The organism is Escherichia sp. WS3063, from assembly GCF_046486595.1.
Taxonomy (GTDB): Bacteria; Pseudomonadota; Gammaproteobacteria; order Enterobacterales; family Enterobacteriaceae; genus Escherichia; species Escherichia coli.
In genome coordinates this window covers 185337-212336 of record NZ_JBJQKY010000007.1, presented here as the reverse complement: position 1 = coordinate 212336, position 27000 = coordinate 185337, and the positions used below count along the sequence as shown (strand labels likewise).

Sequence of the window (27000 nt, the reverse complement as noted above, 5' to 3'; positions counted from 1 at the left end):
ATGCGACACATTTTTCAACGATTATTGCCCCGACGGCTGTGGCTGGCAGGGCTGCCATGTCTGGCATTGCTGGGTTGCGTGCAGAGTCACAATAAGCCAGCCATTGATACGCCAGCAGAAGAAAAAATTCCGGTTTATCAACTGGCTGACTATCTTTCTACTGAATGTAGCGACATCTGGGCGCTGCAAGGTAAATCAACCGAAACCAATCCGCTTTACTGGCTGCGGGCGATGGATTGTGCTGATCGTTTAATGCCTGCGCAGTCGCGTCAGCAAGCCCGCCAATATGACGACGGCAGCTGGCAAAATACCTTTAAACAAGGGATTTTGCTCGCCGACGCCAAAATTACGCCGTATGAGCGCCGCCAGCTGGTCGCGCGCATTGATGCGCTAAGTACCGAGATCCCGGCACAGGTTCGCCCTCTGTATCAACTTTGGCGCGACGGTCAGGCGCTGCAACTGCAACTGGCGGAAGAGCGCCAACGCTACAGTAAACTCCAGCAGTCCAGCGACAGCGAGCTGGATACTTTGCGCCAGCAATATCACGTTCTACAGCAGCAACTGGAACTCACCACCCGCAAGCTGGAAAACCTGACCGATATTGAACGCCAGCTCTCGACCCGCAAACCGGCTGGAAATTTCTCGCCGGATACGCCACACGAGAGTGAAAAGCCCGCGCCATCCACCGATGAGGTCACTCCTGATGAGCCATAAACCTGCGCATTTATTATTGGTCGATGACGATCCGGGATTGCTGAAACTGCTTGGCCTGCGTCTGACCAGCGAAGGCTACAGCGTGGTCACAGCGGAAAGTGGCGCTGAAGGATTACGGGTACTGAATCGCGAAAAAGTAGATTTAGTCATCAGCGACCTGCGAATGGATGAAATGGATGGTATGCAGCTATTTGCTGAAATCCAGAAAGTGCAGCCTGGAATGCCGGTAATTATTCTTACCGCGCATGGTTCTATTCCCGATGCCGTTGCAGCAACACAGCAGGGCGTTTTTAGTTTCCTCACCAAGCCTGTCGATAAAGACGCGCTATATCAGGCAATTGACGATGCGCTGGAACAATCCGCGCCAGCCACCGACGAACGCTGGCGCGAGGCGATTGTCACCCGCAGCCCGCTGATGCTGCGCTTGCTGGAACAGGCGCGGCTGGTGGCACAATCAGACGTTAGCGTTTTGATTAACGGCCAGAGCGGCACCGGGAAAGAGATTTTCGCCCAGGCTATCCACAACGCCAGCCCGCGCAACAGCAAACCATTTATTGCTATTAACTGTGGCGCATTGCCCGAGCAGTTGCTGGAGTCGGAGCTGTTTGGTCATGCACGTGGCGCGTTTACTGGCGCTGTCAGCAATCGCGAAGGTTTATTCCAGGCGGCGGAAGGCGGTACGCTATTTCTTGATGAGATTGGCGATATGCCTGCACCGTTGCAGGTCAAACTGCTGCGTGTGTTGCAGGAGCGTAAAGTGCGCCCGCTGGGCAGTAACCGCGATATTGATATTGACGTGCGGATTATTTCCGCCACTCACCGCGACCTGCCAAAAGCGATGGCGCGTGGGGAATTCCGCGAAGATCTCTATTACCGCCTCAACGTTGTCAGCCTGAAAATTCCGGCACTGGCGGAGCGCACAGAAGACATTCCGCTACTGGCAAATCACCTGTTGCGCCAGGCGGCAGAGCGACATAAACCGTTTGTCCGCGCGTTCTCCACCGATGCGATGAAACGCCTGATGACCGCGAGCTGGCCGGGTAATGTGCGCCAGTTGGTCAACGTGATTGAACAGTGCGTGGCGCTGACATCATCTCCGGTGATTAGCGATGCATTAGTAGAGCAGGCGCTGGAGGGTGAAAATACGGCGCTGCCAACCTTTGTTGAGGCACGTAATCAGTTTGAACTCAACTATTTGCGTAAGCTGCTGCAAATTACCAAAGGCAACGTCACCCACGCGGCGAGAATGGCGGGGCGCAACCGGACAGAATTTTATAAACTGCTATCCCGACACGAGCTGGATGCAAACGATTTCAAGGAATGAATTGGCGTTATGTGTTACGTTTAGCAGATCAAAAGACAGGCGACCTTTTCAAGGAATAGCATGAAAAAGATTGATGCGATTATTAAACCCTTCAAGCTGGACGATGTTCGCGAAGCACTGGCTGAAGTCGGCATTACCGGCATGACGGTCACTGAGGTGAAAGGTTTTGGCCGCCAGAAAGGCCATACCGAGCTGTACCGCGGCGCGGAGTATATGGTGGATTTTCTGCCGAAAGTGAAAATTGAGATTGTCGTACCGGACGACATTGTCGATACCTGTGTTGATACCATTATTCGCACGGCGCAAACCGGCAAAATCGGTGACGGTAAAATCTTCGTCTTCGACGTGGCACGGGTCATTCGCATCCGTACCGGTGAAGAGGACGACGCGGCAATTTAAACCGCGTCAAGGGTTGCCGGATGTTTCCATCCGGCAACATCAAATCACAGCACCTTATGCGGACCAAAGCATTCGTAATGAATGTTTTCCTGTTTCACGCCCAGGTCCACTAATTGTTTCGCGGCAAACTGCATGAAGCCAACCGGGCCGCAGAGATAGAACTGCATTGTCGGATCGCTGAACGCACCTTCCAGTTTGCTCAAATCCATCAGACCTTCGCTATCAAACTGACATTTAGCGCGATCGGCTTCGCTTGGCTGACGATACCAGGTGTGCGCGGTAAAGCGCGGCAGTGCTTGCCCCAGTTCCTTAACTTCATCGGCAAAGGCGTGAACATCGCCATTTTCTGCCGCATGGAACCAGTTCACTTGTGCTGTGTGGCCAGCTTTTGCCAGCGTGTCGAGCATTGCCAGCATTGGCGTTTGACCGACACCGGCAGAGATTAGCGTCACTGGTGTGTCATCTGCGACAGCCATAAAGAAATCACCTGCCGGAGCGACCAGTTTCACGACATCGCCAACATTGGCGTGATTGTGCAGCCAGTTGGATACCTGCCCACCCTCTTCGCGTTTCACCGCAATACGATAGCCTTTGCCATCCGGTTTGCGAGTCAAAGAGTACTGACGAATTTCCTGATGCGGGAAACCTTCCGGCTTCAGCCAGACGCCGAGATATTGCCCCGGACGGTATTCTGCCACTGCGCCACCGTCGACCGGCTCCAGTTCGAAGCTGGTGATAAGCGCGCTGCGCGGTGTTTTAGCCACAATGCGGAAATCGCGAGTACCTTCCCAGCCACCGGCTTTGCTGGCGTTTTCGTTATAGATTTCCGCCTCGCGATTGATAAATACATTAGCCAGTACGCCATAGGCTTTACCCCACGCGTCCAGCACTTCCTGGCCCGGGCTGAACATTTCGTCCAGCGTCGCCAACAGGTGTTCACCGACAATGTTGTACTGTTCCGGTTTGATCTGGAAACTGGTGTGCTTCTGCGCGATTTTTTCTACCGCTGGCAGCAGCGCAGGCAGGTTTTCAATATTACTGGCGTAGGCGGCAATAGCGTTAAACAGGGCTTCACGTTGATCGCCATTGCGCTGGTTACTCATGTTAAAAATTTCTTTGAGTTCTGGGTTATGAGTAAACATACGGTCGTAGAAATGGGCGGTTAACTTTGGCCCCGTTTCCACCAGTAAAGGGATGGTGGCTTTTACTGTAGCGATGGTTTGAGCGTCAAGCATATGGTCTTCCTTTTTTTGCATCTTAATTGATGTATCTCAAATGCATCTTATAAAAAATAGCCCTGCAATGTAAATGGTTCTTTGGTGTTTTTCAGAAAGAATGTGATGAAGTGAAAAATTTGCATCACAAACCTGAAAAGAAATCCGTTTCCGGTTGCAAGCTCTTTATTCTCCAAAGCCTTGCGCAGCCTGAAGGTAATCGTTTGCGTAAATTCCTTTGTCAAGACCTGTTATCGCACAATGATTCGGTTATACTGTTCGCCGTTGTCCAACAGGACCGCCTATAAAGGCCAAAAATTTTATTGTTAGCTGAGTCAGGAGATGCGGATGTTAAAGCGTGAAATGAACATTGCCGATTATGATGCCGAACTGTGGCAGGCTATGGAGCAGGAAAAAGTACGTCAGGAAGAGCACATCGAACTGATCGCCTCCGAAAACTACACCAGCCCTCGCGTAATGCAGGCGCAGGGTTCTCAGCTGACCAACAAATATGCTGAAGGTTATCCGGGCAAACGCTACTACGGCGGTTGCGAGTATGTTGATATCGTTGAACAACTGGCGATCGATCGTGCGAAAGAACTGTTCGGCGCTGACTACGCTAACGTCCAGCCGCACTCCGGCTCCCAGGCTAACTTTGCGGTCTACACCGCGCTGCTGGAACCAGGCGATACCGTTCTGGGTATGAACCTGGCGCATGGCGGTCACCTGACTCACGGTTCTCCGGTTAACTTCTCCGGTAAACTGTACAACATCGTTCCTTACGGTATCGATGCTACCGGTCATATCGACTACGCCGATCTGGAAAAACAAGCCAAAGAACACAAGCCGAAAATGATTATCGGTGGTTTCTCTGCATATTCCGGCGTGGTTGACTGGGCGAAAATGCGTGAAATCGCTGACAGCATCGGTGCTTACCTGTTCGTTGATATGGCGCACGTTGCGGGCCTGGTTGCTGCTGGCGTCTACCCGAACCCGGTTCCTCATGCTCACGTTGTTACTACCACCACTCACAAAACCCTGGCGGGTCCGCGCGGCGGCCTGATCCTGGCGAAAGGTGGTAGCGAAGAGCTGTATAAAAAACTGAACTCTGCCGTTTTCCCTGGTGGTCAGGGCGGTCCGTTGATGCACGTAATCGCCGGTAAAGCGGTTGCTCTGAAAGAAGCGATGGAACCTGAGTTCAAAACTTACCAGCAGCAGGTCGCGAAAAACGCCAAAGCGATGGTAGAAGTGTTCCTCGAACGCGGCTACAAAGTGGTTTCCGGCGGTACTGATAACCACCTGTTCCTGGTTGATCTGGTTGATAAAAACCTGACCGGTAAAGAAGCAGACGCCGCTCTGGGCCGTGCTAACATCACTGTCAACAAAAACAGCGTACCGAACGATCCGAAGAGCCCATTTGTGACTTCCGGTATTCGTGTAGGTACTCCGGCGATTACCCGTCGTGGCTTTAAAGAAGCCGAAGCGAAAGAACTGGCTGGCTGGATGTGTGACGTGCTGGACAGCATCAATGATGAAGCTGTTATCGAGCGCATCAAAGGTAAAGTTCTCGACATCTGCGCACGTTATCCGGTTTACGCATAAGCGAAACGGTTAATCTGTTGAAAAAAGGCTTCCTTCGGGAAGCCTTTCTACGTTATTGCGCCATCAAATCTGCCGTAACTGCGCCTCAACATACAAATAGCCAATTCCCAGCACCTGTTGGGCGCGGCTTAATTGCCCAAAGCCAATTTGCGTCGCTTTCACGCTCGGTCCTTCGTCGCGGTCGAACGGGTTAAATCCCGTCTGGCGAATAATGGTATTAAGCCAGTTCTCACCAAAGGCACAACTGCGACCGTACAACCAAATCTGATTAATATTGAGGATGTTGAGGAAGTTATACAGACTCAAACCAATGGCGTTGGCAGAGCGATCAACCCAACTGGTGATCCACGGTTCTCCACTCTGCCAGGCAGCGATTAACTGCGCTGTTGTCAGTTTTTCAGGATCAAGCTGAGTATTAACCGGTTGTGATTTTAGCCATACCCGCGCCTGTTTTTTTAATGCGCTTAACGAGGCGACGGTTTCCAGGCAGCCGTAACGTCCGCAGTCGCAGACGACACCATCCGGATTAACGATGGTGTGACCAATCTGTCCGCTACCATACAAACTGCCGCGATAAATTTGCTCGTTAATCACGAACGACGAGCCAATACCGTAATCAACGTTGATCACGCAGAAATCCCGTTCCTGCGAATTATTTTGCCATTTCTCCGCCAGCGCCAGCATCACGCAGTCATTATCGACCATCACCCGAATGCCGAGCTTCTCTTCCAGCAGATACTTTACCTCAACCGGCGTTGTCCACGGCGCTTGCGGCATGGTTTGCGACACGCCAGTCACCGGATCAACCTGACCGTGGATTGCCAGCGCCAGGTTGATGGTACGGTCCGGCCACAATTTACGGTGGCGATGCCAGCATTTTTCGATTTCGGACAGCAGCGCCTGCGGCGTCGGTGCATCAATCTGTAAATACTCAAATTCGCCTTTCGGACTTAAACAGGCATTAGCGACCTGACACTCAATGCTGGTGGGCGTCACGTTCAGACACAGCGTCCAGTCACCTTCCGGCGCAATCAGCCATGTACCGCTACTATGTCCGCGCGTCTGACTTTCATCGTCGATATTCACCACCCGTTTTTCGCTTTCCAGTTCCTGCAAAATATTACTGACCGCCGGAATCGAAATTTGCGCCAGCCGGGCCAGCGTTGATTTATTGGCGCGCTTTTGCCGGTACAGCAGTTCCAGAATCACGCATTTGTTATGGTGGCGAATCTGTTGATTGTTAATGCAGGCTCTCATCTTCACTAAACCTTGTTTAGTTAATTGCGTGATTATTCCGCGAAAACATTGCCAGATTGTTCAATACACTGCCACAAATCTTTTAATTCAGTATGTCTTGTTAATATTGAGGGCACCATGACTCCAGTAAAAGTGTGGCAAGAGCGCGTTGAGATCCCGACCTATGAAACCGGGCCGCAGGATATACATCCCATGTTCCTGGAAAATCGCGTTTATCAGGGATCGTCCGGCGCGGTTTATCCCTACGGCGTGACCGATACGCTGAGCGAGCAGAAAACCCTGAAATCCTGGCAGACGGTGTGGCTGGAAAACGACTACATCAAAGTGATGATCCTGCCGGAACTGGGCGGTCGGGTGCATCGCGCATGGGATAAAGTGAAACAGCGCGATTTTGTCTATCACAATGAAGTCATTAAACCTGCGCTGGTGGGGCTGCTGGGACCGTGGATCTCCGGCGGGATTGAGTTTAACTGGCCGCAACACCATCGCCCGACCACCTTTATGCCCGTTGATTTCACCCTCGAAGCCCATGAAGACGGCGCACAGACGGTGTGGGTAGGCGAAACGGAGCCGATGCATGGTTTACAGGTGATGACAGGTTTCACCCTGCGCCCTGACCGGGCGGCGCTGGAAATCGCCAGCCGCGTCTATAACGGCAACGCCACGCCGCGTCATTTCTTGTGGTGGGCCAACCCGGCAGTGAAAGGGGGTGAAGGGCATCAGAGCGTCTTCCCGCCGGATGTAACGGCGGTGTTTGATCACGGCAAACGGGCCGTCTCTGCTTTCCCCATCGCCACCGGCACTTACTACAAAGTGGACTACTCCGCTGGAGTGGATATTTCTCGCTATAAAAATGTGCCAGTGCCGACTTCGTATATGGCCGAAAAATCGCAGTACGATTTTGTTGGCGCATGGTGTCACGATGAAGATGGCGGTTTGCTACACGTTGCCAACCACCACATCGCGCCAGGTAAAAAACAGTGGAGCTGGGGACACAGTGAATTCGGCCAGGCGTGGGATAAGAGCCTGACCGACAATAACGGCCCGTATATCGAACTGATGACCGGTATTTTTGCCGATAACCAGCCCGATTTTACCTGGCTTGATGCTTACGAAGAGAAGCGTTTCGAGCAGTATTTCCTGCCTTATCATTCTCTGGGCATGGTGCAAAACGCCTCCCGCGATGCGGTGATTAAACTCCAGCGTAGCGAGCGGGGGATTGAGTGGGGGCTGTATGCCATCTCTCCGTTGAACGGATACCGCCTGGCGATCCGCGAAATCGGCAAATGCAACGCGTTACTTGATGATGCCGTGGCACTGATGCCAGCGACCGCCATCCAGGGCGTGTTGCACGTTATCAATCCTGAAAGACTGACCATTGAGCTCTCTGATGCCGACGGCAATATTGTACTGAGTTATCAGGAACATCAGCCGCAAGAGTTGCCGTTGCCGGACGTCGCCAAAGCGCCACTGTCAGCACAAGACATTACCAGTACAGATGAAGCCTGGTTTATCGGTCAGCATCTGGAGCAATATCATCACGCCAGCCGTTCACCGTTCGATTACTACCTGCGCGGCGTGGCGCTGGATCCGCTGGATTATCGCTGTAACCTGGCGCTGGCGATGCTGGAATATAACCGCGCCGATTTCCCGCAAGCGGTGGCGTATGCCACTCAGGCGCTGAAACGCGCACATGCGCTGAACAAAAATCCGCAGTGCGGACAGGCCAGTTTGATTCGCGCCAGTGCTTACGAACGTCAGGGACAATATCAACAAGCCGAAGAGGATTTCTGGCGTGCGGTCTGGAGCGGCAATAGTAAAGCAGGCGGCTATTATGGTCTGGCACGGCTGGCGGCGCGTAATGGTCACTTCGATGCTGGTCTGGATTTTTGCCAACAAAGTCTTCGCGCCTGCCCAACCAATCAGGAAGTGCTTTGCCTGCATAATCTGCTGCTGGTGTTAAGTGGTCGTCAGGACAACGCGCGTTTGCAGCGCGAGAAACTGCTGCGCGATTATCCGCTGAACGCCACTCTGTGGTGGCTGAACTGGTTCGATGGTCGTAGCGAATCAGCCCTCGCGCAGTGGCGCGGTCTGTGTCAGGGACGCGACGTTAACGCCCTGATGACCGCCGGGCAACTGATTAACTGGGGCATGCCCGCCCTGGCGGCAGAGATGCTGAACGCACTGGACTGCCAGCGCACGCTGCCGCTTTATCTGCAGGCGAGTTTATTGCCGAAAGCTGAACGCGGCGAACTGGTCGCAAAAGCCATTGATGTCTTCCCACAGTTTGTCCGTTTCCCGAATACGCTGGAAGAAGTGGCGGCGCTGGAGAGTATTGAAGAGTGCTGGTTTGCCCGTCATTTACTGGCCTGCTTCTACTACAACAAGCGCAGCTACAACAAAGCCATTACTTTATGGCAACGTTGCGTAGAGATGTCGCCGGAGTTTGCCGACGGCTGGCGCGGGTTAGCGATCCATGCGTGGAATAAGCAGCACGATTATGAGCTGGCCGCGCGTTATCTTGATAATGCTTATCAGCTTGCGCCGCAGGATGCACGTCTGCTTTTCGAACGGGATTTGCTGGATAAGTTAAGTGGAGCCACACCGGAGAAACGACTGGCGCGTCTGGAAAATAATCTGGAAATTGCGCTGAAACGCGACGACATGACCGCAGAACTGCTCAATTTGTGGCATCTCACGGGGCAGGCAGACAAAGCGGCGGACATTCTCGCCACGCGCAAATTCCACCCGTGGGAAGGCGGGGAAGGGAAGATCACCAGTCAGTTTATCCTCAACCAGTTATTACGCGCCTGGCAGCATCTTGATGCCAGAGAGCCGCAGCAGGCCAGCGAGCTGCTTCATGCCGCGCTGCATTATCCGGAGAATTTAAGCGAAGGCCGTTTACCGGGGCAAACTGATAACGACATCTGGTTCTGGCAGGCGATATGCGCCAACGCGCAGGGCGATCAAACTGAAGCGATGCGTTGTTTACGTCTGGCGGCGACTGGCGATCGCACCATTAACATTCACAGTTATTACAATGATCAGCCGGTTGATTATCTCTTCTGGCAAGGAATGGCGCTGCGACTGCTGGGTGAACAGCAAACCGCACAGCAACTGTTTAGTGAAATGAAACAGTGGGCGCAAGAGATGGCGAAAACCAGTATTGAGGCGGATTTCTTTGCTGTTTCACAACCTGACCTGTTGTCGCTGTATGGCGATTTACAACAGCAGCATAAAGAAAAATGCCTGATGGTGGCGATGCTGGCGTCCGCGGGACTCGGGGAGGTTGCGCACTATGAATCTGCTCGCGCTGAATTGACGGCGATTAATCCGGCCTGGCCGAAAGCGGCATTATTCACCACTGTGATGCCTTTTATTTTTAACTACGTTCACTAAACCCTATTAACTGTAATATTTGAGCGGCACGCGCTGCCGCTCACGCTCAAATAATTAAAATGAGCCGTTGTAAATAAAAACCCTACAGGAGGCACTATGCCTAAAAAAATGAGAATAACCCGTAATCTATTATTAATGGCTACGCTATTAGGTAGCGCACTATTTGCCAGGGCTGCGGATAAAGAAATGACCATTGGCGCAATATACCTTGATACCCAGGGATATTACGCTGGCGTGCGTCAGGGTGTTCAGGATGCGGCAAAAGATTCTTCAGTACAGGTACAGTTAATTGAAACTAACGCCCAGGGTGATATTTCGAAAGAAAGTACCTTTGTTGATACCCTCGTGGCGCGTAATGTCGATGCCATTATTTTATCGGCAGTGTCTGAAAATGGCAGTAGCCGTACCGTTCGTCGCGCCAGTGAAGCGGGTATTCCGGTGATTTGCTACAACACCTGTATTAATCAAAAAGGCGTCGATAAATATGTCTCGGCGTATCTGGTCGGCGATCCGCTGGAATTTGGTAAAAAACTGGGTAATGCTGCCGCCGATTATTTTATTGCCAACAAAATTGACCAGCCGAAAATTGCCGTCATCAATTGCGAAGCCTTTGAAGTTTGTGTGCAGCGACGTAAAGGATTTGAAGAAGTATTAAAATCCCGCGTTCCCGGCGCGCAAATAGTCGCTAATCAGGAAGGGACTGTTTTAGATAAAGCGATTTCCGTTGGTGAAAAACTGATTATCTCCACGCCGGATCTCAACGCCATTATGGGGGAATCGGGCGGAGCGACACTCGGCGCGGTAAAAGCGGTACGTAATCAAAATCAGGCCGGAAAAATTGCTGTTTTCGGTTCGGATATGACCACTGAAATTGCTCAGGAGCTGGAAAACAATCAGGTGTTGAAAGCGGTGGTGGATATTTCCGGTAAGAAAATGGGCAATGCTGTTTTCGCGCAAACTTTGAAGGTTATCAATAAACAAGCCGACGGTGAAAAAGTGATTCAGGTGCCTATCGATCTCTATACCAAAACGGAAGACGGTAAACAGTGGCTGGCAACGCACGTTGATGGTCTGCCCTAATCGCTGATTCGCAGAGGTCCCTATGTTCACGGCAACAGAAGCAGTCCCGGTAGCAAAAGTGGTGGCAGGAAATAAGCGTTATCCCGGCGTCGTTGCGTTGGATAACGTTAACTTCACGCTCAATAAAGGCGAAGTTCGTGCGCTGTTAGGCAAAAACGGCGCGGGCAAATCGACCCTCATTCGAATGCTTACCGGCAGTGAACGTCCGGATAGCGGTGATATCTGGATTGGCGAGACGCGACTGGAAGGTGACGAAGCTACGCTGACTCGCCGTGCCGCTGAACTGGGGGTTCGTGCGGTTTATCAGGAGTTAAGTCTGGTGGAAGGGCTGACAGTGGCGGAAAACCTCTGCCTTGGTCAGTGGCCCCGCCGCAACGGCATGATTGATTACCTGCAAATGGCGCAGGATGCCCAACGTTGCTTACAGGCGCTGGGCGTTGACGTTAGCCCTGAACAATTTGTTTCAACGCTAAGCCCGGCGCAAAAGCAACTGGTGGAAATTGCGCGGGTGATGAAGGGCGAGCCGCGCGTGGTCATTCTTGATGAACCCACCAGCTCGCTTGCCAGTGCGGAAGTTGAACTGGTGATCAGCGCGGTGAAAAAGATGTCGGCACTGGGCGTGGCGGTGATTTATGTCAGCCACCGGATGGAAGAAATTCGCCGCATTGCCTCCTGTGCCACCGTTATGCGCGATGGTCAGGTGGCGGGCGATGTGATGCTCGAAAACACCTCTACGCATCATATTGTGTCGCTAATGCTCGGGCGCGATCACGTTGATATTGCGCCGGTTGCCCCTCAGGAAATTATGGATCAAACCGTGCTGGAAGTCCGTGCGTTACGCCATAAGCCCAAGCTGGAGGATATCAGTTTTACGCTCCGTCGTGGCGAAGTGCTCGGCATTGCTGGCCTGCTGGGGGCAGGGCGCAGTGAATTGTTGAAAGCCATAGTTGGGCTGGAGACGTATGAACAGGGCGAAATTGTTATCAACGGCGAGAAAATCACGCGCCCCGATTACGGCGACATGCTGAAACGCGGCATTGGCTATACGCCAGAAAACCGCAAAGAAGCGGGGATCATTCCCTGGCTGGGCGTTGACGAAAATACAGTGCTGACCAATCGGCAAAAAATCAGCGCCAACGGTGTGCTGCAATGGTCCACCATCCGCCGCCTGACCGAAGAGGTGATGCAGCGGATGACGGTCAAGGCCGCCAGTAGCGAAACGCCCATCGGCACGCTTTCTGGCGGCAATCAGCAAAAAGTGGTGATCGGTCGTTGGGTCTATGCCGCCAGCCAGATTTTGTTGCTCGACGAGCCAACGCGTGGCGTCGATATCGAAGCCAAACAGCAGATTTACCGTATTGTCCGCGAGCTGGCTGCCGAAGGAAAAAGCGTGGTGTTTATCTCCAGTGAAGTGGAGGAGTTGCCGCTGGTGTGTGACCGCATCCTGTTATTACAGCACGGTACGTTCTCGCAGGAGTTTCACTCGCCGGTCAATGTGGATGAGCTGATGTCCGCCATTCTGTCTGTGCACTGATGAATTTTACCGAGGAACCTGAAGATGTCTGCTTCGTCATTACCATTGCCGCAGGGCAAGAGCGTCTCGCTCAAACAATTTGTCAGTCGCCATATTAATGAGATCGGTTTGCTGGTGGTGATTGCCATTTTGTATCTGGTCTTCTCCCTGAACGCGCCGGGTTTTATCTCATTGAATAACCAGATGAACGTGCTGCGTGATGCCGCCACCATTGGGATCGCCGCCTGGGCGATGACGCTGATTATTATCTCCGGGGAAATTGATGTCAGCGTTGGGCCGATGGTGGCTTTTGTCTCGGTGTGCCTGGCATTTTTGCTGCAATTTGACGTTCCGCTGGCGATTGCTTGTCTGCTGGTGTTGCTGTTAGGTGCGCTGATGGGAACGCTCGCCGGGGTGCTGCGCGGCGTGTTTAACGTGCCAAGTTTTGTTGCCACGCTGGGTTTATGGAGCGCCCTGCGCGGAATGGGGCTGTTTATGACGAACGCCTTGCCAGTGCCAATTAACGAAAACGAAGTGCTGGACTGGCTGGGCGGACAATTTCTCGGTGTGCCGGTATCCGCGCTGATCATGATGGTGTTATTTGCGCTGTTTGTGTTCATTAGCCGCAAAACCGCTTTCGGGCGCTCGGTTTTTGCTGTTGGCGGTAATGCCACTGCAGCGCAGTTGTGCGGTATTAACGTTCGTCGGGTACGCATTCTTATTTTTACCCTTTCGGGATTATTAGCGGCGGTGACCGGCATTTTGTTGGCGGCGCGCCTCGGTTCCGGTAACGCAGGTGCCGCAAACGGTCTGGAGTTTGACGTCATCGCCGCGGTCGTGGTCGGCGGTACGGCGCTTTCCGGCGGTCGCGGCTCGTTGTTCGGTACGCTGCTTGGCGTACTGGTGATTACGCTAATCGGTAACGGTCTGGTGCTGCTAGGGATTAACTCCTTTTTCCAGCAGGTGGTGCGCGGCGTCATCATCGTGGTGGCGGTGCTGGCGAATATCTTGCTGACTCAGCGAAGCAGTAAAGCGAAACGCTAAACCTAAACGCCCCTGGCGCGGGTGCGGCAGGGATGAAAATTAATCGTATTGTTAATGAGGGATTTATGAAAACGATGCTGGCAGCTTATTTACCAGGAAATTCGACCGTCGATCTGCGGGAAGTTGCGGTGCCGACGCCGGGTATTAACCAGGTACTGATCAAAATGAAATCCTCCGGAATTTGCGGAAGCGATGTCCACTATATCTACCACCAGCACCGCGCTACGGCGGCGGCACCCGATAAACCGTTATACCAGGGATTTATCAACGGTCATGAACCGTGCGGGCAAATTGTGGCGATGGGGCAAGGCTGCCGCCATTTTAAAGAGGGCGACCGTGTGCTGGTGTATCACATTTCTGGCTGTGGTTTTTGCCCGAACTGCCGTCGTGGTTTTCCTATCTCTTGTACTGGCGAAGGAAAAGCGGCTTACGGCTGGCAGCGTGACGGCGGCCATGCTGAATACCTGCTGGCGGAAGAAAAAGATCTGATCCTCCTGCCGGATGCACTGAGTTACGAAGATGGTGCGTTTATCAGTTGCGGCGTTGGTACAGCGTATGAAGGGATTTTGCGCGGCGAAGTTTCCGGCAGTGATAACGTGCTGGTGGTCGGTCTGGGGCCGGTCGGCATGATGGCGATGATGCTGGCAAAAGGTCGCGGTGCAAAAAGGATCATCGGCGTTGATATGCTGCCGGAACGTCTGGCGATGGCGAAACAGTTAGGGGTGATGGATCACGGCTATTTAGCAACGACCGAAGGTCTGTCGCAGATTATCGCCGAACTCACCCACGGCGGCGCGGATGTTGCGCTCGATTGTTCCGGTAATGCCGCAGGTCGCTTGCTGGCACTGCAATCCACTGCTGACTGGGGACGCGTGGTTTACATTGGTGAAACCGGAAAAGTCGAGTTCGAGGTTAGCGCCGACCTGATGCACCATCAACGGCGGATTATCGGCTCCTGGGTGACCAGTCTGTTCCATATGGAAAAATGCGCCCACGATTTAACGGACTGGAAACTGTGGCCGCGTAACGCCATTACCCACCGTTTCTCGCTGGAACAGGCGGGAGATGCTTATGCACTGATGGCAAGTGGCAAATGTGGGAAAGTTGTGATTAATTTCCCGGATTAAGGAGTCTGCGGATGACCATCTATACCTTATCTCACGGGCCGCTAAAGCTGGACGTTTCTGATCAGGGCGGCGTAATCGAAGGCTTCTGGCGCGATACGACGCCGCTGCTACGTCCTGGTAAAAAAAGCGGTGTGGCAACCGATGCCTCTTGTTTTCCGCTGGTACCATTTGCAAACCGGGTGAGCGGCAACCGTTTTGTCTGGCAGGGGCGTGAGTATCAACTGCAACCGAATGTTGAGTGGGATGCGCATTATCTACACGGCGATGGCTGGTTGGGCGAGTGGCAATGTGTCTCGCGCAGCGATGATAGATTGTGTCTGGTGTATGAACATCTCAGCGGTGTTTATCACTATCGGGTAAGTCAGGCGTTTCATTTAACGGCGGATACGCTGACGGTGACGCTCGCTGTTACCAATCAAGGGGCAGAGACGCTGCCATTTGGTACCGGCTGGCATCCTTATTTTCCGTTGTCGCCGCAAACGCGGATTCAGGCACAGGCGAGCGGTTACTGGCTGGAGCGGGAGCAGTGGCTGGCGGGTGAGTTTTGCGAGCAGCTACCGCAGGAACTGGATTTTAACCAGCTCACGCCGTTGCCGCGCCAGTGGGTAAACAATGGTTTTGCCGGATGGAATGGTAAGGCCCGCATCGAGCAGCCGCAGGAGGGTTATGCCATCATCATGGAAACGACGACACCTGCACCGTGTTATTTCATCTTTGTTTCAGACCCGGCGTTTGATAAAGGATATGCGTTTGATTTCTTCTGTCTGGAACCGATGAGCCATGCGCCGGATGACCATCATCGCCCGGAAGGTGGTGACCTCATTGCGCTTGCACCAGGGGAATCAACAACTTCAGAGATGTCGTTGCGGGTTGCGTTACTGTAATTTATAAAATGCCGGATAAGGCGTTCACGCCGCATCCGGCATCTTTCCTAACGCCGATCGAGAGAAATCGCTCCCGGCCCGGTAATTGCCAACAGCAGGAATGCGCCAGCGATACTGACATTCTTCCAGAAATTAATCATATTTGGCCCAACCGCATCGCCGGTCATATCCCAGTAATGGTGACCAATTACCGCTGTACCCAGCGTGTAGAAAATAAACAGCACCGCCAGCGGACGGGTGAAAAAGCCAAGCACGATTAATATCGCGGCGGGCACTTCCATAACTACCGCAATAATCGCTGCCAGCATCGGCATTGGCGCGCCCAGCGAGGCCATATATTGGACCGTACCGTCAAAGCCCATCATTTTGGGAAAACCAAAAATAATGAAAATTAAGACCACGGCGATACGGGCAATTAATAACAAAACGGGGCGTGCAGCACCAAAATCAAAATAACGTAGTGAGTTCATAACCAATCCCTTTGCAAGATAATGTGATTTAAACGTAATACACACTCTGGCACCTCGCCACGCCCCAGGAGTTGAGATATTCGCTAATTATCCTGGTTACAGTGATTTAAGCGCGATGTCCTCATCTGTCAGCAGTTTCGCATCAAACGTTTTGTCGCTCTGGATCCATTTGCGGATTGGGCGAATCTCACGGCCCTGATTCAGCGTGACTGCACCGATAAGCACGCCGTTTTGCAGATTAAACCAAATCGCCTTCTGAGTTTCCGGGTTGCCACGACAAAGCCAGTCATCGCCATGCATATCGCCAATAAACTGTAAGTTATCACTGTACTGATCGCTCCAGAACCACGGCGGCGGCAGTCGCGGAAGCGGTAGCCCCAACATTGCGGAAGCGGCAATTTGCGCCTGGTTATTGGCGTTTTCCCAGCTTTCGCAGCGGTGTAGTGCACCATTATCAAGACGGGTGATTGCCACATCGCCACCGGCAAAGATCGCGGGATCGCAGGTGCGGCAAGCCTCATCAATGACAATGCCATTGGCAGTATCAAGGTTGGCCTCGCGAGCCAGTTGGTCGTTGGCGCTGATACCAATACCGTAAATCACCACATCGGCCTGAAGCGTTTCGCCACTTTGCAGCGTCAGTTCTACGTTTTCACCATCGACCACATGTTCAATGGCATTATTGAGCAGAATGTGCACACCAGCCTGCTGATGGCGCTGTAAAAGATAGCGTTGCACGGGCGGTGGTGCATTACGGCCCATGACGGTTGCCGCCAGTTCAATCACTGTCACCTTACATCCGCGCTGCGTGGCGCTGGCAGCCAGTTCCAGACCAATAGTTCCGGCACCGACAATCACGACTGACCGTTCGGGCTGCAGAACTTCTCGCAGTCTGGCGGCATCGCCGGCATGGCGCAGAGTAAAGCAGCGTTCTCCCAGTGCATCAAGCAACGGCAGCGGTCGGGCTGCCGCGCCGGTTGCTATAAAAAGCTGATCCCAGTGCCAGCTTTCGCCGTTGGTTAACACTAACTCTCGTGTGTCGCGGCCCAATGTTTTGATGGTTACACCGGAATGCAGATGAACATTGTTTTCCTGCCACCAGTGAGCGGGTAACACAGACTGCAACTGTGGGGAATCTTCCTGCAACATGGATTTCGAGAGCGGGGGGCGTTCATAAGGAAGATGTTGCTCATCGGAAAACAGATGCAGCTCACCGGTGAACCCTTGCTGGCGTAGCGAGGCCGCAGCCATTGCCGCCGCTTGCCCGCCACCGACAATAATGATCGTTTTTTCTTTCATCGTGCTTCCTTAAAGATCCAGCCCAGCCGCTACGTGGCGAATGCCGCGAATCGCTAAACCCGCATCAGCGTTGATCATCACACCGCTTAATGCGCGATTATTGCGCCGCGATGCCAACATCACATACGGACCCGTAAAATCCGCCGGTTGCGGGAAAAATTGCAGCGGTAATATGGCGGCAATTTTCTCCGGCGTCAGAGACTGCATTATCGAGGTTTCACTTTGCCCGAGCGCCTGTGGGCCGCGCAGGTCGCTGGCCATACCACACGGGCCGACGCCATTCACCCGCACTTTCGGTGCCAGTTCATAAGCCAGTTGGCGAATAAGTCCGGTTGCGGCATGTTTACTGGCGGTGTACAGCGGGCCACCGCCGCCAGGATACCAGGCGGCATTTGACAGTGTGAAAATCATGCTGCCTTCACTGGCGATTAACGCCGGAGCGCAGGCTTTTGCGCCCAGCAGGTAACCGAGTACGTTGACATTAAACAGCTCGTGGAAGCCGGTTTCGAGCGTCTCTGCGGGAGTATTAACCAGTGAGGCATTGTGATCCCAGATGCCCGCATTGCCGATAAAACAATCCAGTTTGCCAGAACGAGTCAGGATCTGATCGACCGCGCGTTGATAATCGGCATAGCAGGTCACGTTACCTTCCACCGCCAGAATATGTTCGCCAAATCGCTGACGCAGACTGGCGACTTTTGCCGCCGACAGTTCCAGCGTGGCAACCTGCGCGCCTTCTTCGATAAATCTCTCGACCAGCGCCAGGCCTAATCCCGATCCGCCGCCGGTAATAAAGATGGACTCGTTATGCAGATCGCTCATGGCTGCGCCTCCGGTAAGTCGATGAAGATGTCACCACCTTCAACGTGTACTGGATAAGTGGTTAGCGGATCGGTGGCGGGCAGGCATAATGCTTTCCCCGTTTTCAGGCAAAAACTGGCGGCGTGCAGCGGGCACTCCACCGTGGCGTCATCTTCCAGATACCCTTCTGACATCGACGCATTACCATGGCTGCAACGATCGTTAATGGCATAAAACTCGCCGCCTACGTTGAACAGGGCGATGACGGGCGAGGTATCGATCCGGAGAGCCTCACCCTCCGGCACATCCGCAACGGGACACGCATAAATTCGATTCATCAGAACAGTACACTCAGGTTATGGGAAGTGATCACCGCTTGATCCAGGACGATATCCCGTTCCAGCAAGCGCCAGTTGTCATCTTCCAGACGGCGAACTTTGTCAAAACGAGTCCCGACATAGAACGCTTCATCGCGCTCTTTTTGTGCCCGATAAAGCAGATAATTTACCCGCACAGCAAATACGTTTGGGATGTCGGTTTCACTTACCTGGCAGTTGCTGATTAAGTGACGGGTGCGTGACGGCGGTTCTTCTGCCCAGGCCATACCCGTTTCCAGACGGGCGATTCGCCGTTCCAGCTGGTCTTTGGTGTCATTGAAAATCCAGGTCGTCGGCGGCTGGACGCCTTTGCGGCGGTCGCGTGTTTGCGCGTTAACTGTGGTGCGCATGGTGTAACGAATCTCTTCGTCGAGCTGTGCCAGCCAGTCACGAAATTTCCAGTCATCCAGCAGACTGGCTTCGTGAAAGAGAAACTGGCTAATGCGGTGATGTAACTCCAGTGAAACTTGCGCACTCATTTCATCACCTCCTGCTGGTAAGCGGCGGTTTTATCGAGCACTTCCTGCCAGCTTTCGCTACTCAGAAGATCGGCCCAGCGTTGGTACATTCCACGAGCGGCCGTTTCTGAAAAGATATAGTTAGTAATGCCAGGAATGCCGTCGTCGCGGTGCTTTTCCTGACCAAGCCCCATTTCCAGACACAGTTTGCTGTTGCGGGCGCGGTGGCCTTTAAGCAATTTCTGGATTTCACACCAGTTCTCCGAGTCATCCTGCTCGAGAAAACCAGCAGGACCAAAAGCACGAGTGGCGCTGTTTTCAAAAGCGGCTTTAACTTCATCGGAGGCAGCTTTGTCAGTAATACAGAACGCCCACACTTCGACTTGATCAGGGCCGCGCGGATGCCAGACGCGGAGCGTGGCAGTGCCGTTGAGCCATGAAAGCGTGGGGAAAATATTGTTATGACCCGCCAGGCGCAGGGCGCGAACTTCACCTAAACGTTGTTCTGCTTCGGCATAGGTTTCGCGGTAATAGCTGGAAACTGCGCCATCGACCCAGACATTAGCATCCGGTTTTTCAGTAAAGAAGAAACCGCTGCCGTGACCGTCCTGACCAAACTGCAGCGCATCTTTGGCGGTTTCCCACACCGGGCGGGCAGTTTGTCCATCACCGAGACGCTTATCGCTGCCATCATCTTTCGCCCCTAATACCTGAACGGCAGAAGCATGGCTGAACAGAGCATGATACTGGTCACTGGCGAACTGCTCTGCCGGGAATTTCCAGTTGCAGTTGATCACCCACTTTTGTACGCCGCCGACAATTTCGGTGCCGCCTTCGCGACGATCCAGCATGCCATCCAGATACCAGGCAATGTCACCAAGGTAATCACGCAGGCCCGGTGCGCTGGTATCCCAGTTGCCAAAAATCAGCCCTTTATAACTCTCCACACAAGGAACTTCGTTTAGTCCCCAGTGGGATTTACACAACCCTTGTGGGTAGGCGCGAGGTTCCAGCGGTACATCGATCAACTCGCCGTTAATGCCATAAGACCAGCCGTGATACGGGCAGGTAAAGGCGCGCGTGTTGCCGCAATCTGCATAACTCACACGCATGGCCCGGTGGCGGCATTGGTTGAGAAACGCCTTGATGCTGCCGTCTTTCTGGCGCACCACGACAACCGCATCTTCTCCCATGTAGGTGTTAAAGAAATCACCGGTTTTTGGGATCTGGCTTTCGTGGGCGAGAAATAGCCAGCAACGACCGAAAATGCGCTCAAGCTCCAGTTGGTAAATGTCCGGGTCGGTATAAATACGCGGAGTGACCCGACCGTTTTGGGTGTCAATCAGTTGGTAAATGTTCAAATCTGAGGGTGTGGTCATATTTTTTAATCCTGAAAGATAAGATGTATTGACCTTCTATTTTTGTGCCATAAGGATGTTGCTGGTTGGTTGCTAATATGTGAAATAGTTAATTTCTACCAGCTGAGACGTTTTTTCGATAACAAGGGGAAGGTGATGGAACTACGGCATTTACGCTATTTCGTCGCAGTGGCGCAGGCACTGAACTTTACCCGTGCGGCGGAAAAACTGCATACCTCACAGCCTTCGTTAAGCAGCCAGATCCGCGATCTTGAAAACTGTGTCGGTGTTCCGTTACTGGTGAGGGATAAGCGCAAAGTCGCGTTGACGGCGGCGGGAGAATGTTTTCTCCAGGACGCGCTGGCAATCCTCGAACAAGCGGAAAATGCCAAATTACGGGCGCGGAAAATTGTTCAGGAAGACAGACAATTAACCATTGGCTTTGTGCCATCGGCGGAAGTGAATTTACTGCCAAAAGTATTACCGATGTTTCGTCTCAGACAGCCAGACACCTTAATTGAGCTGGTGAGTTTAATCACCACGGAACAGGAAGAAAAAATTCGCCGTGGTGAACTCGACGTCGGCTTAATGCGCCATCCCGTTTATAGCCCGGAGATTGATTATCTGGAGCTTTTTGACGAACCATTAGTGGTGGTGTTACCGGTTGATCACCCTTTAGCACATGAAAAAGAGATCACTGCCGCGCAACTGGATGGCGTGAATTTCGTCAGTACTGATCCAGCGTATTCCGGTTCGCTTGCGCCGATCGTTAAAGCGTGGTTTGCGCAAGAAAACAGCCAGCCAAATATCGTCCAGGTGGCAACGAATATTCTGGTGACCATGAATCTGGTGGGGATGGGGCTGGGCGTCACTTTGATACCCGGTTATATGAATAATTTTAATACCGGCCAGGTGGTATTTCGACCCATTGCCGGAAATGTGCCTGCCATTGCTTTACTGATGGCGTGGAAGAAAGGGGAGATGAAGCCGGCATTACGCGATTTCATCGCCATTGTGCAGGAACGTTTGGCATGCGTAACGGCATAATTACGCATTATTTTTGCAACATGCGTCGCGGCTCGCAGTTTTTTAGTGCTTGTGAACTGGCGTTACAGACATCAGGAAGCAGGCTCGAATATTCTTATTTTTCAACTTGCACCAACATTCGATTAACCCCAGACTAACGCCTCCTGACGGGAGGGACTCATGGTTTTGCAATCCACGCGCTGGTTGGCGCTCGGCTATTTCACATACTTTTTTAGTTACGGCATTTTTCTACCTTTCTGGAGCGTCTGGCTTAAAGGGATTGGTTTAACGCCAGAAACCATCGGCCTGTTATTGGGGGCGGGTCTGGTTGCCCGTTTCCTCGGGAGTTTGCTCATCGCGCCCCGCGTCAGCGATCCTTCCCGCCTGATTTCCGCCTTGCGCGTGCTGGCACTGCTGACACTTCTCTTTGCTGTCGCCTTCTGGGCGGGGGCGCACGTAGCGTGGCTGATGCTGGTGATGATTGGCTTTAACCTCTTTTTCTCACCGCTGGTACCGTTGACCGATGCACTGGCGAATACGTGGCAAAAGCAGTTCCCGCTTGATTACGGCAAAGTGAGACTGTGGGGCTCGGTGGCGTTTGTCATTGGCTCGGCGCTGACGGGCAAACTGGTCAGTATGTTTGATTATCGGGTGATCCTCGCGCTGTTAACGTTGGGCGTGGCATCCATGCTGCTCGGCTTTCTCATCCGTCCGACGATTCAGCCACAAGGGGCAAGCCGCCAGCAGGAGAGCACCGGTTGGTCTGCGTGGTTGGCGCTGGTTCGCCAGAACTGGCGCTTTCTGGCCTGCGTTTGTTTATTGCAGGGGGCGCATGCGGCCTATTACGGTTTTAGCGCCATTTACTGGCAGGCTGCTGGCTACTCGGCCTCGGCGGTGGGCTATTTGTGGTCGCTGGGCGTGGTGGCGGAAGTCATTATCTTTGCGCTGAGTAATAAACTTTTCCGCCGTTGTAGTGCACGCGATATGCTGTTGATCTCGGCGATTTGCGGCGTAGTGCGCTGGGGCATTATGGGAGCAACTACGGCGTTGCCGTGGTTGATAGTGGTGCAAATTCTGCATTGCGGCACCTTCACGGTCTGCCACCTGGCCGCCATGCGCTATATTGCCGCTCGCCAGGGTAGCGAAGTCATCCGTTTACAGGCGGTTTACTCTGCCGTCGCGATGGGCGGCAGTATTGCGATCATGACCGTTTTCGCCGGTTTCCTGTATCAATATCTGGGGCACGGCGTGTTCTGGGTGATGGCGCTGGTGGCGTTTCCGGCAATATTTTTGCGCCCGAAAGTTGTTCCCTCATGCTGATTCGAGCATTTTGCGGATCTGCTCCTGTTGATGTGTTGTCAACGTCAGGTCCGTATAGATCAGCGGTGGTGAAAAGAGCGGTAACGGCATGGTATAAGGCGCAATAATCAGTGCCGCACCGCGCGGAGCGCCTGTCTGCAAAAATGCCTTTACCGACATATGTTTAATGTTGAGCGGCAGTAACGTTAGTTCGCGTAGCTGTTGCTCAATCTGCGCTTCTCGCTCGCTATCATTACCGGTCAGTAGAATAATCTGTTTCTCATGCAGGTCGTTTTCCTGCATTAGCCAGGCACCGAAAATCACCGCGACCAGACCGCTTTCCTCATCAGAAAGATGGACGCCGTATTCACTTTCAAATCCGACCAGCGCCGCGCGGGTGGTACGCACCAGGCGTGGATACAGGCGGGCGAACTCTTCCGGCAGGGTGTTATCAATACCGATGGCAAACAAACTGCGATTTAACGCCTGGGCGAGGTGGGTATAAAGCTGATCGCATAACCCCTGTTCATCATAAAAACGAACATTTCCCAGCTCACGAAAATGGTTAACCAGACGTTTGATAGACTTACGCAGTTGTCTGTCCCGCTGATGCGCATCCCGCAGTGGATCGGGAACCCGCAACATGGAAAAAAGTAATGCCATGAACAGTGGCTCATCAGGCGGTACAGGCTGGAGCGCCCGACGCTGCCAGTGGCGTCCAATTTCCTGCGCTACCTGAAATTCAAGGCAGGATTCCGCCCAGCGACGTTGGAGCGGATTAAACTGAGGCGTAATTCCAGCGTGGTGTTGCAGCAAACAATATTGCAGATACAGACACAGGAAATGAATATCGCGCGTTTCAAAGCGTTTTTGCAGCCGTCGGGAGCAGAGATTCACTAACGCTTGTAGATTGGTATCGTCGTAAAAGTTACGCGCAATTCCGCGCCGCTTCAGTTCACTCTTCAGGGCGGGGGTGAAATGGCTGGTAATAAATGACGGACACAGACGGAAACCACGTCGTAGCCAGTGAAATAAACACAAACGTTGGTTAAGCACTGTACCTTCAACCCGGTAGCTACCGTCATAACCAGTAGTCAGTGTGAGTTGATGATAGCGCAGGATCTCCCGTCCTGTTTCGCTGATATCAAGACTGGCAATATCATCATCCACACCATTAAGCTCGCTGAAAGTTGCCGTGGTGGCGGTCAACCCCGGCTGAAAGAGTGTCAGCAAGATCTGGCAGCGGCGCTGGGGAGCCGAAAGGACAGATGGTGGAGCAAGCGTAGGCATCATCTGTAGATCTCCCATAAGCATAATTGATAAGAATAGCTAAAGTTTGCTCAGGGAAATGGCGAAGGGAATGCTAATCATCAGAAATGTTGGCAAGCGTCACAGAATTTTTCTCATCTTAAACTGTTCTGACCAGTGGATTAGCATGTCTTAAGGTGGTTTTGTGAATGATTATCGTGCTAGCGATCATGGGTTAGTTCTGCGGATTCAACGCGCTAAGGATAAAATCCACCATCTGTTCGCGATAAACATCGCCGTGACGATCGGAAAAAGCATCAATGTGTTCGCCATCCGGGATTAGGATCAACCGTTTTGGCTCTTTTGCCAGGCTATACAACTTTTCGCTGTGCTGCCATGGGATAACGTGATCAGCTTTACCGTGAATGAGTAAAAGCGGGATCGGGCTGACGCTGGCGATGTAATTTTCGCCGCTGTAACTCTCATCAAGTAAGTAGCCACTGCCGGGGATCATCTGGTTGGCGATGGTCGCATAAGAGGCAAATGTGGAGTCGAGGATCACCGCACGTATGCCTTCACGATCACCCTGACCAATAACATCAAGAATATTCGCCCCGCCAATACTCTGCCCGAACAGCACCAGCCGTTGTGGGTTTACATCACTGCGATGGCGCACCACATTGATGGCACTTTGCGTATCGTCCAGCAATCCGGCCTGGGACGGCGTACCTTTTGATTTACCAAACCCGCGATAATCAAACATAAAAACGTTGAAATTACGCTCGGGTAACCAACTGACCAGCGGCCAGTGGGCGGACATATTTCCGGCATTGCCGTGAGCATGAATAATGGTAGCAATGGCGTTATCAGCAGGGCCCGTCGAAGAAGGGATAAACCAGCCTTGCAGATGAGTACCGTCCTTAGCCGTAAATTCGACGGATTCCGCCGACCAGGGTTCGGGACCGTAGATTTTGTCGTCAGGGTAATAGAAAAAATTGATGGCGATGCGCGGTATTAAATAAATGCAGAAGGCAACAACAAAGAGAATAAACAGAATTTTGAGAACGCGTTTGTTCACTGGCAGCGCCATAACCTTTCCTTGCGACTTCTTTATCATCCATTAATCGGGGAAAGATGGTGGGAGAGTGACGAAAGAAAGTAAAGCGGTGAGGAAGTATTTCGGAATAGCGCCTGAAAGGCGAGGGCGGGTGAGTGACATCACCCGCCTGAGTCATTAACGCTTCAGAGCGTCGCTTAACTCGTCACGCATGTTCGCCAGCATGGCTTTCACAACGCGCGGGTTACCAGCAACGATGTTACCGGTCAGCATGTAGTTATGACCACCGGTGAAGTCGCTGACGATGCCGCCCGCTTCACGAACCAGCAGCTCGCCTGCGGCGAAATCCCACGGACGCAGACCGATTTCAAAGAAACCGTCAACACGACCCGCAGCGACGTAAGCCAGATCCAGCGCCGCAGAACCGGTACGACGGAAGTCTGCACATTCGTTGAACAGTTTGCCGACGATGTTTATGTAGGTGGTGGCGTACTGTTTTGCTTTGAACGGGAAGCCGGTCGCCAGAATAGTACCGTCGAGATCGCGAGCGGTGCTGCCGCGCAGACGGTAGCCGTTCAGCTGTGCGCCCTGACCGCGAGTGGCGGTGAACAGTTCGTTACGCATAGGATCGTATACCACAGCAACTTCGGTGCGGCCTTTGATACGAACGGCGATAGATACCGCGAAGTGCGGCAGACGTTTGATAAAGTTGGTAGTGCCATCCAGTGGATCGATAACCCATTGAACATCCTGATCGGTACCTTCAAGTTCACCGCTTTCTTCGGTGATGATGGTGTGCTGTGGGTAAGATTTACGAATCGTGTCGATAATCACCGCTTCGGCAGCTTTATCTACGTTGGTCACGAAATCGTTACTGCCTTTCTGGCTCGCTTCTACAGCGTCCGGGGTTTCATAGTTTTTGGCAATTAAATTACCCGCCTTGCGCGCTGCGCGCACGGCGATGTTCAGCATCGGATGCATCGGTCTCTCTCACTGGATGTTAAAGAACGGGAAAACGGCGCAGAGTATAGCAGCGAGATCGGCATCTGTCTTCGTTTTATGATAAGATGCGTGAATAATCTTTAGATGAAGAAAGACAATGCTGCAAAATATTCGAATTGTGCTGGTGGAGACGTCACACACCGGCAATATGGGTTCTGTTGCCCGTGCCATGAAAACAATGGGATTAACCAATCTGTGGCTGGTTAATCCACTGGTGAAACCCGACTCCCAGGCGATTGCCCTGGCAGCAGGGGCCAGCGATGTGATTGGTAATGCGCACATCGTCGATACGCTCGACGAAGCGTTGGCTGGTTGTAGCCTGGTGGTGGGCACCAGCGCACGTTCCCGCACGCTGCCGTGGCCGATGCTCGACCCGCGCGAATGCGGTCTGAAAAGCGTCGCTGAAGCGGCAAATACCCCGGTGGCGCTGGTGTTTGGTCGCGAGCGCGTCGGCTTGACCAATGAAGAGCTGCAGAAATGCCATTATCATGTCGCGATTGCGGCTAACCCGGAATACAGTTCGCTGAACCTGGCGATGGCGGTTCAGGTTATTGCCTATGAAGTGCGCATGGCCTGGCTGGCAACTCAGGAAAATGGCGAGCAGGTCGAGCATGAAGAGACGCCGTATCCGCTGGTCGATGATCTGGAGCGTTTTTATGGTCATCTGGAGCAAACGCTGCTGGCAACCGGTTTTATCCGTGAAAACCATCCGGGGCAGGTGATGAATAAATTGCGCCGTCTGTTTACCCGTGCACGCCCGGAAAGCCAGGAATTGAATATCCTGCGCGGGATTCTGGCTTCTATTGAGCAGCAGAATAAAGGTAACAAGGCCGAATAACAGTGGTTGCCTGATGCGATGCTTAACGCGTCTTATCAGGCCTGTAAGTGCACGGAATCTCAGGTTGGATAAGGTGTTCACACCGCATCCGACAACAGGTACAAACGCCACGATAAAAAAATGGCACTGAAGGTTAAATACCCGACTAAATCAGTCAAGTAAATAGTTGACCAATTTACTCGGGAATGTCAGACTTGACCCTGCTATGCA

The 27000-nt window shown here is 52.8% G+C and carries 24 protein-coding genes; 13 read left to right on the top strand and 11 right to left on the bottom strand.

Annotation, left to right across the window (positions count from 1 at the left end):
• Genes qseG through glnB form a run of 3 tightly spaced genes read left to right on the top strand, consistent with a single transcriptional unit; the run spans position 1 to position 2437 of the window.
• Positions 1 to 714: a two-component system QseEF-associated lipoprotein QseG gene (gene qseG, locus ACJHYW_RS09920; protein WP_001215892.1), complete on the top strand. Its 714-nt coding sequence runs from the start codon at positions 1 to 3 to the stop codon at positions 712 to 714.
• Positions 704 to 2038, top strand: coding sequence for a two-component system response regulator GlrR (gene glrR, locus ACJHYW_RS09915; RefSeq protein WP_001298983.1), 1335 nt, complete (start codon positions 704 to 706; stop codon positions 2036 to 2038). The genes qseG and glrR overlap by 11 nt, the downstream gene beginning before the upstream one ends.
• Before the next feature lie 60 nt (positions 2039 to 2098).
• A complete protein-coding gene (glnB, locus tag ACJHYW_RS09910) occupies positions 2099 to 2437 on the top strand; it encodes a nitrogen regulatory protein P-II (protein WP_000717694.1) in 339 nt (112 codons plus the stop codon).
• A gap of 44 nt (positions 2438 to 2481) precedes the next feature.
• On the opposite strand, the gene hmpA is transcribed toward glnB, so the two are convergent.
• Complete coding sequence (hmpA, locus tag ACJHYW_RS09905) at positions 2482 to 3672, bottom strand: NO-inducible flavohemoprotein (protein ID WP_000883114.1); 1191 nt, start codon at positions 3670 to 3672, stop codon at positions 2482 to 2484.
• Between the two features lie 327 nt (positions 3673 to 3999).
• On the opposite strand from hmpA, the gene glyA reads away from it, so the two are divergent.
• Positions 4000 to 5253: a serine hydroxymethyltransferase gene (glyA, locus tag ACJHYW_RS09900; RefSeq protein ID WP_000919159.1), complete on the top strand. Its 1254-nt coding sequence runs from the start codon at positions 4000 to 4002 to the stop codon at positions 5251 to 5253.
• Between the two features lie 63 nt (positions 5254 to 5316).
• Here glyA and ACJHYW_RS09895 read toward each other — a convergent pair whose 3' ends face one another.
• Complete coding sequence (locus tag ACJHYW_RS09895; RefSeq protein WP_001299519.1) at positions 5317 to 6510, bottom strand: ROK family protein; 1194 nt, start codon at positions 6508 to 6510, stop codon at positions 5317 to 5319.
• A 117-nt stretch (positions 6511 to 6627) separates the two neighbouring features.
• Between ACJHYW_RS09895 and ACJHYW_RS09890 the strand changes: the two genes are divergently transcribed.
• The 6 genes from ACJHYW_RS09890 (at position 6628) to ACJHYW_RS09865 (ending at position 15557) form a co-directional block, all read left to right on the top strand.
• Positions 6628 to 9909 carry a DUF5107 domain-containing protein gene (locus ACJHYW_RS09890; protein WP_001361602.1) on the top strand — a complete coding sequence of 1094 codons (3282 nt, stop codon included), beginning with the start codon at positions 6628 to 6630 and terminating at the stop codon, positions 9907 to 9909.
• Positions 9910 to 10005: 96 nt separating this feature from the next.
• A complete protein-coding gene (locus ACJHYW_RS09885) occupies positions 10006 to 10989 on the top strand; it encodes a substrate-binding domain-containing protein (RefSeq protein WP_001124875.1) in 984 nt (327 codons plus the stop codon).
• 22 nt (positions 10990 to 11011) lie between these two features.
• A complete protein-coding gene (locus tag ACJHYW_RS09880) occupies positions 11012 to 12523 on the top strand; it encodes a sugar ABC transporter ATP-binding protein (RefSeq protein WP_000493451.1) in 1512 nt (503 codons plus the stop codon).
• A gap of 24 nt (positions 12524 to 12547) precedes the next feature.
• Positions 12548 to 13546, top strand: coding sequence for an ABC transporter permease (locus ACJHYW_RS09875; RefSeq protein WP_001276657.1), 999 nt, complete (start codon positions 12548 to 12550; stop codon positions 13544 to 13546).
• A gap of 32 nt (positions 13547 to 13578) precedes the next feature.
• Entirely contained in the window at positions 13579 to 14673 is a 1095-nt protein-coding gene (locus ACJHYW_RS09870) for a zinc-dependent alcohol dehydrogenase family protein (RefSeq protein ID WP_000700792.1), read from the top strand.
• Positions 14674 to 14684: 11 nt separating this feature from the next.
• Positions 14685 to 15557: an aldose 1-epimerase gene (locus ACJHYW_RS09865; RefSeq protein ID WP_000158508.1), complete on the top strand. Its 873-nt coding sequence runs from the start codon at positions 14685 to 14687 to the stop codon at positions 15555 to 15557.
• 47 nt (positions 15558 to 15604) lie between these two features.
• Here ACJHYW_RS09865 and ACJHYW_RS09860 read toward each other — a convergent pair whose 3' ends face one another.
• From ACJHYW_RS09860 to hcaE, 6 genes are all read right to left on the bottom strand, one after another.
• A complete protein-coding gene (locus ACJHYW_RS09860; protein WP_001087250.1) occupies positions 15605 to 16027 on the bottom strand; it encodes a DoxX family protein in 423 nt (140 codons plus the stop codon).
• A gap of 96 nt (positions 16028 to 16123) precedes the next feature.
• Positions 16124 to 17326 carry a phenylpropionate dioxygenase ferredoxin reductase subunit gene (gene hcaD, locus ACJHYW_RS09855; protein ID WP_000660776.1) on the bottom strand — a complete coding sequence of 401 codons (1203 nt, stop codon included), beginning with the start codon at positions 17324 to 17326 and terminating at the stop codon, positions 16124 to 16126.
• A 9-nt stretch (positions 17327 to 17335) separates the two neighbouring features.
• Positions 17336 to 18148 (bottom strand): 3-phenylpropionate-dihydrodiol/cinnamic acid-dihydrodiol dehydrogenase, encoded by an 813-nt coding sequence (gene hcaB, locus ACJHYW_RS09850; protein ID WP_001281377.1) that lies wholly within the window; start codon positions 18146 to 18148, stop codon positions 17336 to 17338.
• Positions 18145 to 18465, bottom strand: a complete 321-nt coding sequence (locus ACJHYW_RS09845) for a bifunctional 3-phenylpropionate/cinnamic acid dioxygenase ferredoxin subunit (protein WP_001080102.1) — start codon at positions 18463 to 18465, stop codon at positions 18145 to 18147. Before ACJHYW_RS09845 ends, hcaB begins: the two co-directional genes overlap by 4 nt.
• Positions 18465 to 18983: a 3-phenylpropionate/cinnamic acid dioxygenase subunit beta gene (hcaF, locus tag ACJHYW_RS09840; RefSeq protein ID WP_001276075.1), complete on the bottom strand. Its 519-nt coding sequence runs from the start codon at positions 18981 to 18983 to the stop codon at positions 18465 to 18467. The genes ACJHYW_RS09845 and hcaF overlap by 1 nt, the downstream gene beginning before the upstream one ends.
• A complete protein-coding gene (gene hcaE / locus ACJHYW_RS09835) occupies positions 18980 to 20341 on the bottom strand; it encodes a 3-phenylpropionate/cinnamic acid dioxygenase subunit alpha (RefSeq protein WP_000211190.1) in 1362 nt (453 codons plus the stop codon). The genes hcaF and hcaE overlap by 4 nt, the downstream gene beginning before the upstream one ends.
• Positions 20342 to 20476: 135 nt before the next feature.
• Between hcaE and hcaR the strand changes: the two genes are divergently transcribed.
• On the top strand, positions 20477 to 21367 hold the full coding sequence (hcaR, locus tag ACJHYW_RS09830; RefSeq protein ID WP_000423249.1) for a DNA-binding transcriptional regulator HcaR: 891 nt from the start codon (positions 20477 to 20479) through the stop codon (positions 21365 to 21367).
• 159 nt (positions 21368 to 21526) lie between these two features.
• The gene (locus ACJHYW_RS09825) at positions 21527 to 22666 is read left to right on the top strand and encodes a 3-phenylpropionate MFS transporter (RefSeq protein WP_000244185.1); all 1140 of its coding nucleotides are present in this window, start codon (positions 21527 to 21529) and stop codon (positions 22664 to 22666) included.
• On the opposite strand, the gene csiE is transcribed toward ACJHYW_RS09825, so the two are convergent.
• From csiE to suhB, 3 genes are all read right to left on the bottom strand, one after another.
• Positions 22658 to 23938, bottom strand: coding sequence for a stationary phase inducible protein CsiE (gene csiE, locus ACJHYW_RS09820; RefSeq protein WP_000983021.1), 1281 nt, complete (start codon positions 23936 to 23938; stop codon positions 22658 to 22660). The two genes, ACJHYW_RS09825 and csiE, sit on opposite strands and share 9 nt — an antisense overlap.
• A 190-nt stretch (positions 23939 to 24128) precedes the next feature.
• Positions 24129 to 24983: an alpha/beta hydrolase gene (locus tag ACJHYW_RS09815; RefSeq protein WP_001357291.1), complete on the bottom strand. Its 855-nt coding sequence runs from the start codon at positions 24981 to 24983 to the stop codon at positions 24129 to 24131.
• A gap of 144 nt (positions 24984 to 25127) precedes the next feature.
• Positions 25128 to 25931, bottom strand: a complete 804-nt coding sequence (gene suhB / locus ACJHYW_RS09810; protein WP_000553451.1) for an inositol-1-monophosphatase — start codon at positions 25929 to 25931, stop codon at positions 25128 to 25130.
• 118 nt (positions 25932 to 26049) lie between these two features.
• On the opposite strand from suhB, the gene trmJ reads away from it, so the two are divergent.
• Complete coding sequence (gene trmJ, locus ACJHYW_RS09805; RefSeq protein WP_000940019.1) at positions 26050 to 26790, top strand: tRNA (cytosine(32)/uridine(32)-2'-O)-methyltransferase TrmJ; 741 nt, start codon at positions 26050 to 26052, stop codon at positions 26788 to 26790.
• Positions 26791 to 27000: the final 210 nt, after the last annotated feature.

Excerpts from the sequence above, each read along its gene's own strand:
- ACJHYW_RS09880 (WP_000493451.1), top strand. The coding sequence starts at position 11,012 with ATGTTCACGGCAACAGAAGCAGTCCCGGTAGCAAAAGTGGTGGCAGGA.
- csiE (WP_000983021.1), bottom strand. The coding sequence starts at position 23,938 with ATGATGCCTACGCTTGCTCCACCATCTGTCCTTTCGGCTCCCCAGCGC.
- glyA (WP_000919159.1), top strand. The coding sequence starts at position 4,000 with ATGTTAAAGCGTGAAATGAACATTGCCGATTATGATGCCGAACTGTGG.
- qseG (WP_001215892.1), top strand. The coding sequence starts at position 1 with ATGCGACACATTTTTCAACGATTATTGCCCCGACGGCTGTGGCTGGCA.
- ACJHYW_RS09890 (WP_001361602.1), top strand. The coding sequence starts at position 6,628 with ATGACTCCAGTAAAAGTGTGGCAAGAGCGCGTTGAGATCCCGACCTAT.
- ACJHYW_RS09870 (WP_000700792.1), top strand. The coding sequence starts at position 13,579 with ATGAAAATTAATCGTATTGTTAATGAGGGATTTATGAAAACGATGCTG.
- glrR (WP_001298983.1), top strand. The coding sequence starts at position 704 with ATGAGCCATAAACCTGCGCATTTATTATTGGTCGATGACGATCCGGGA.
- hmpA (WP_000883114.1), bottom strand. The coding sequence starts at position 3,672 with ATGCTTGACGCTCAAACCATCGCTACAGTAAAAGCCACCATCCCTTTA.
- hcaE (WP_000211190.1), bottom strand. The coding sequence starts at position 20,341 with ATGACCACACCCTCAGATTTGAACATTTACCAACTGATTGACACCCAA.
- hcaB (WP_001281377.1), bottom strand. The coding sequence starts at position 18,148 with ATGAGCGATCTGCATAACGAGTCCATCTTTATTACCGGCGGCGGATCG.
- suhB (WP_000553451.1), bottom strand. The coding sequence starts at position 25,931 with ATGCATCCGATGCTGAACATCGCCGTGCGCGCAGCGCGCAAGGCGGGT.
- ACJHYW_RS09885 (WP_001124875.1), top strand. The coding sequence starts at position 10,006 with ATGCCTAAAAAAATGAGAATAACCCGTAATCTATTATTAATGGCTACG.
- ACJHYW_RS09865 (WP_000158508.1), top strand. The coding sequence starts at position 14,685 with ATGACCATCTATACCTTATCTCACGGGCCGCTAAAGCTGGACGTTTCT.
- trmJ (WP_000940019.1), top strand. The coding sequence starts at position 26,050 with ATGCTGCAAAATATTCGAATTGTGCTGGTGGAGACGTCACACACCGGC.
- hcaF (WP_001276075.1), bottom strand. The coding sequence starts at position 18,983 with ATGAGTGCGCAAGTTTCACTGGAGTTACATCACCGCATTAGCCAGTTT.
- ACJHYW_RS09845 (WP_001080102.1), bottom strand. The coding sequence starts at position 18,465 with ATGAATCGAATTTATGCGTGTCCCGTTGCGGATGTGCCGGAGGGTGAG.
- ACJHYW_RS09860 (WP_001087250.1), bottom strand. The coding sequence starts at position 16,027 with ATGAACTCACTACGTTATTTTGATTTTGGTGCTGCACGCCCCGTTTTG.
- hcaR (WP_000423249.1), top strand. The coding sequence starts at position 20,477 with ATGGAACTACGGCATTTACGCTATTTCGTCGCAGTGGCGCAGGCACTG.
- ACJHYW_RS09875 (WP_001276657.1), top strand. The coding sequence starts at position 12,548 with ATGTCTGCTTCGTCATTACCATTGCCGCAGGGCAAGAGCGTCTCGCTC.
- glnB (WP_000717694.1), top strand. The coding sequence starts at position 2,099 with ATGAAAAAGATTGATGCGATTATTAAACCCTTCAAGCTGGACGATGTT.
- hcaD (WP_000660776.1), bottom strand. The coding sequence starts at position 17,326 with ATGAAAGAAAAAACGATCATTATTGTCGGTGGCGGGCAAGCGGCGGCA.
- ACJHYW_RS09815 (WP_001357291.1), bottom strand. The coding sequence starts at position 24,983 with ATGGCGCTGCCAGTGAACAAACGCGTTCTCAAAATTCTGTTTATTCTC.
- ACJHYW_RS09825 (WP_000244185.1), top strand. The coding sequence starts at position 21,527 with ATGGTTTTGCAATCCACGCGCTGGTTGGCGCTCGGCTATTTCACATAC.
- ACJHYW_RS09895 (WP_001299519.1), bottom strand. The coding sequence starts at position 6,510 with ATGAGAGCCTGCATTAACAATCAACAGATTCGCCACCATAACAAATGC.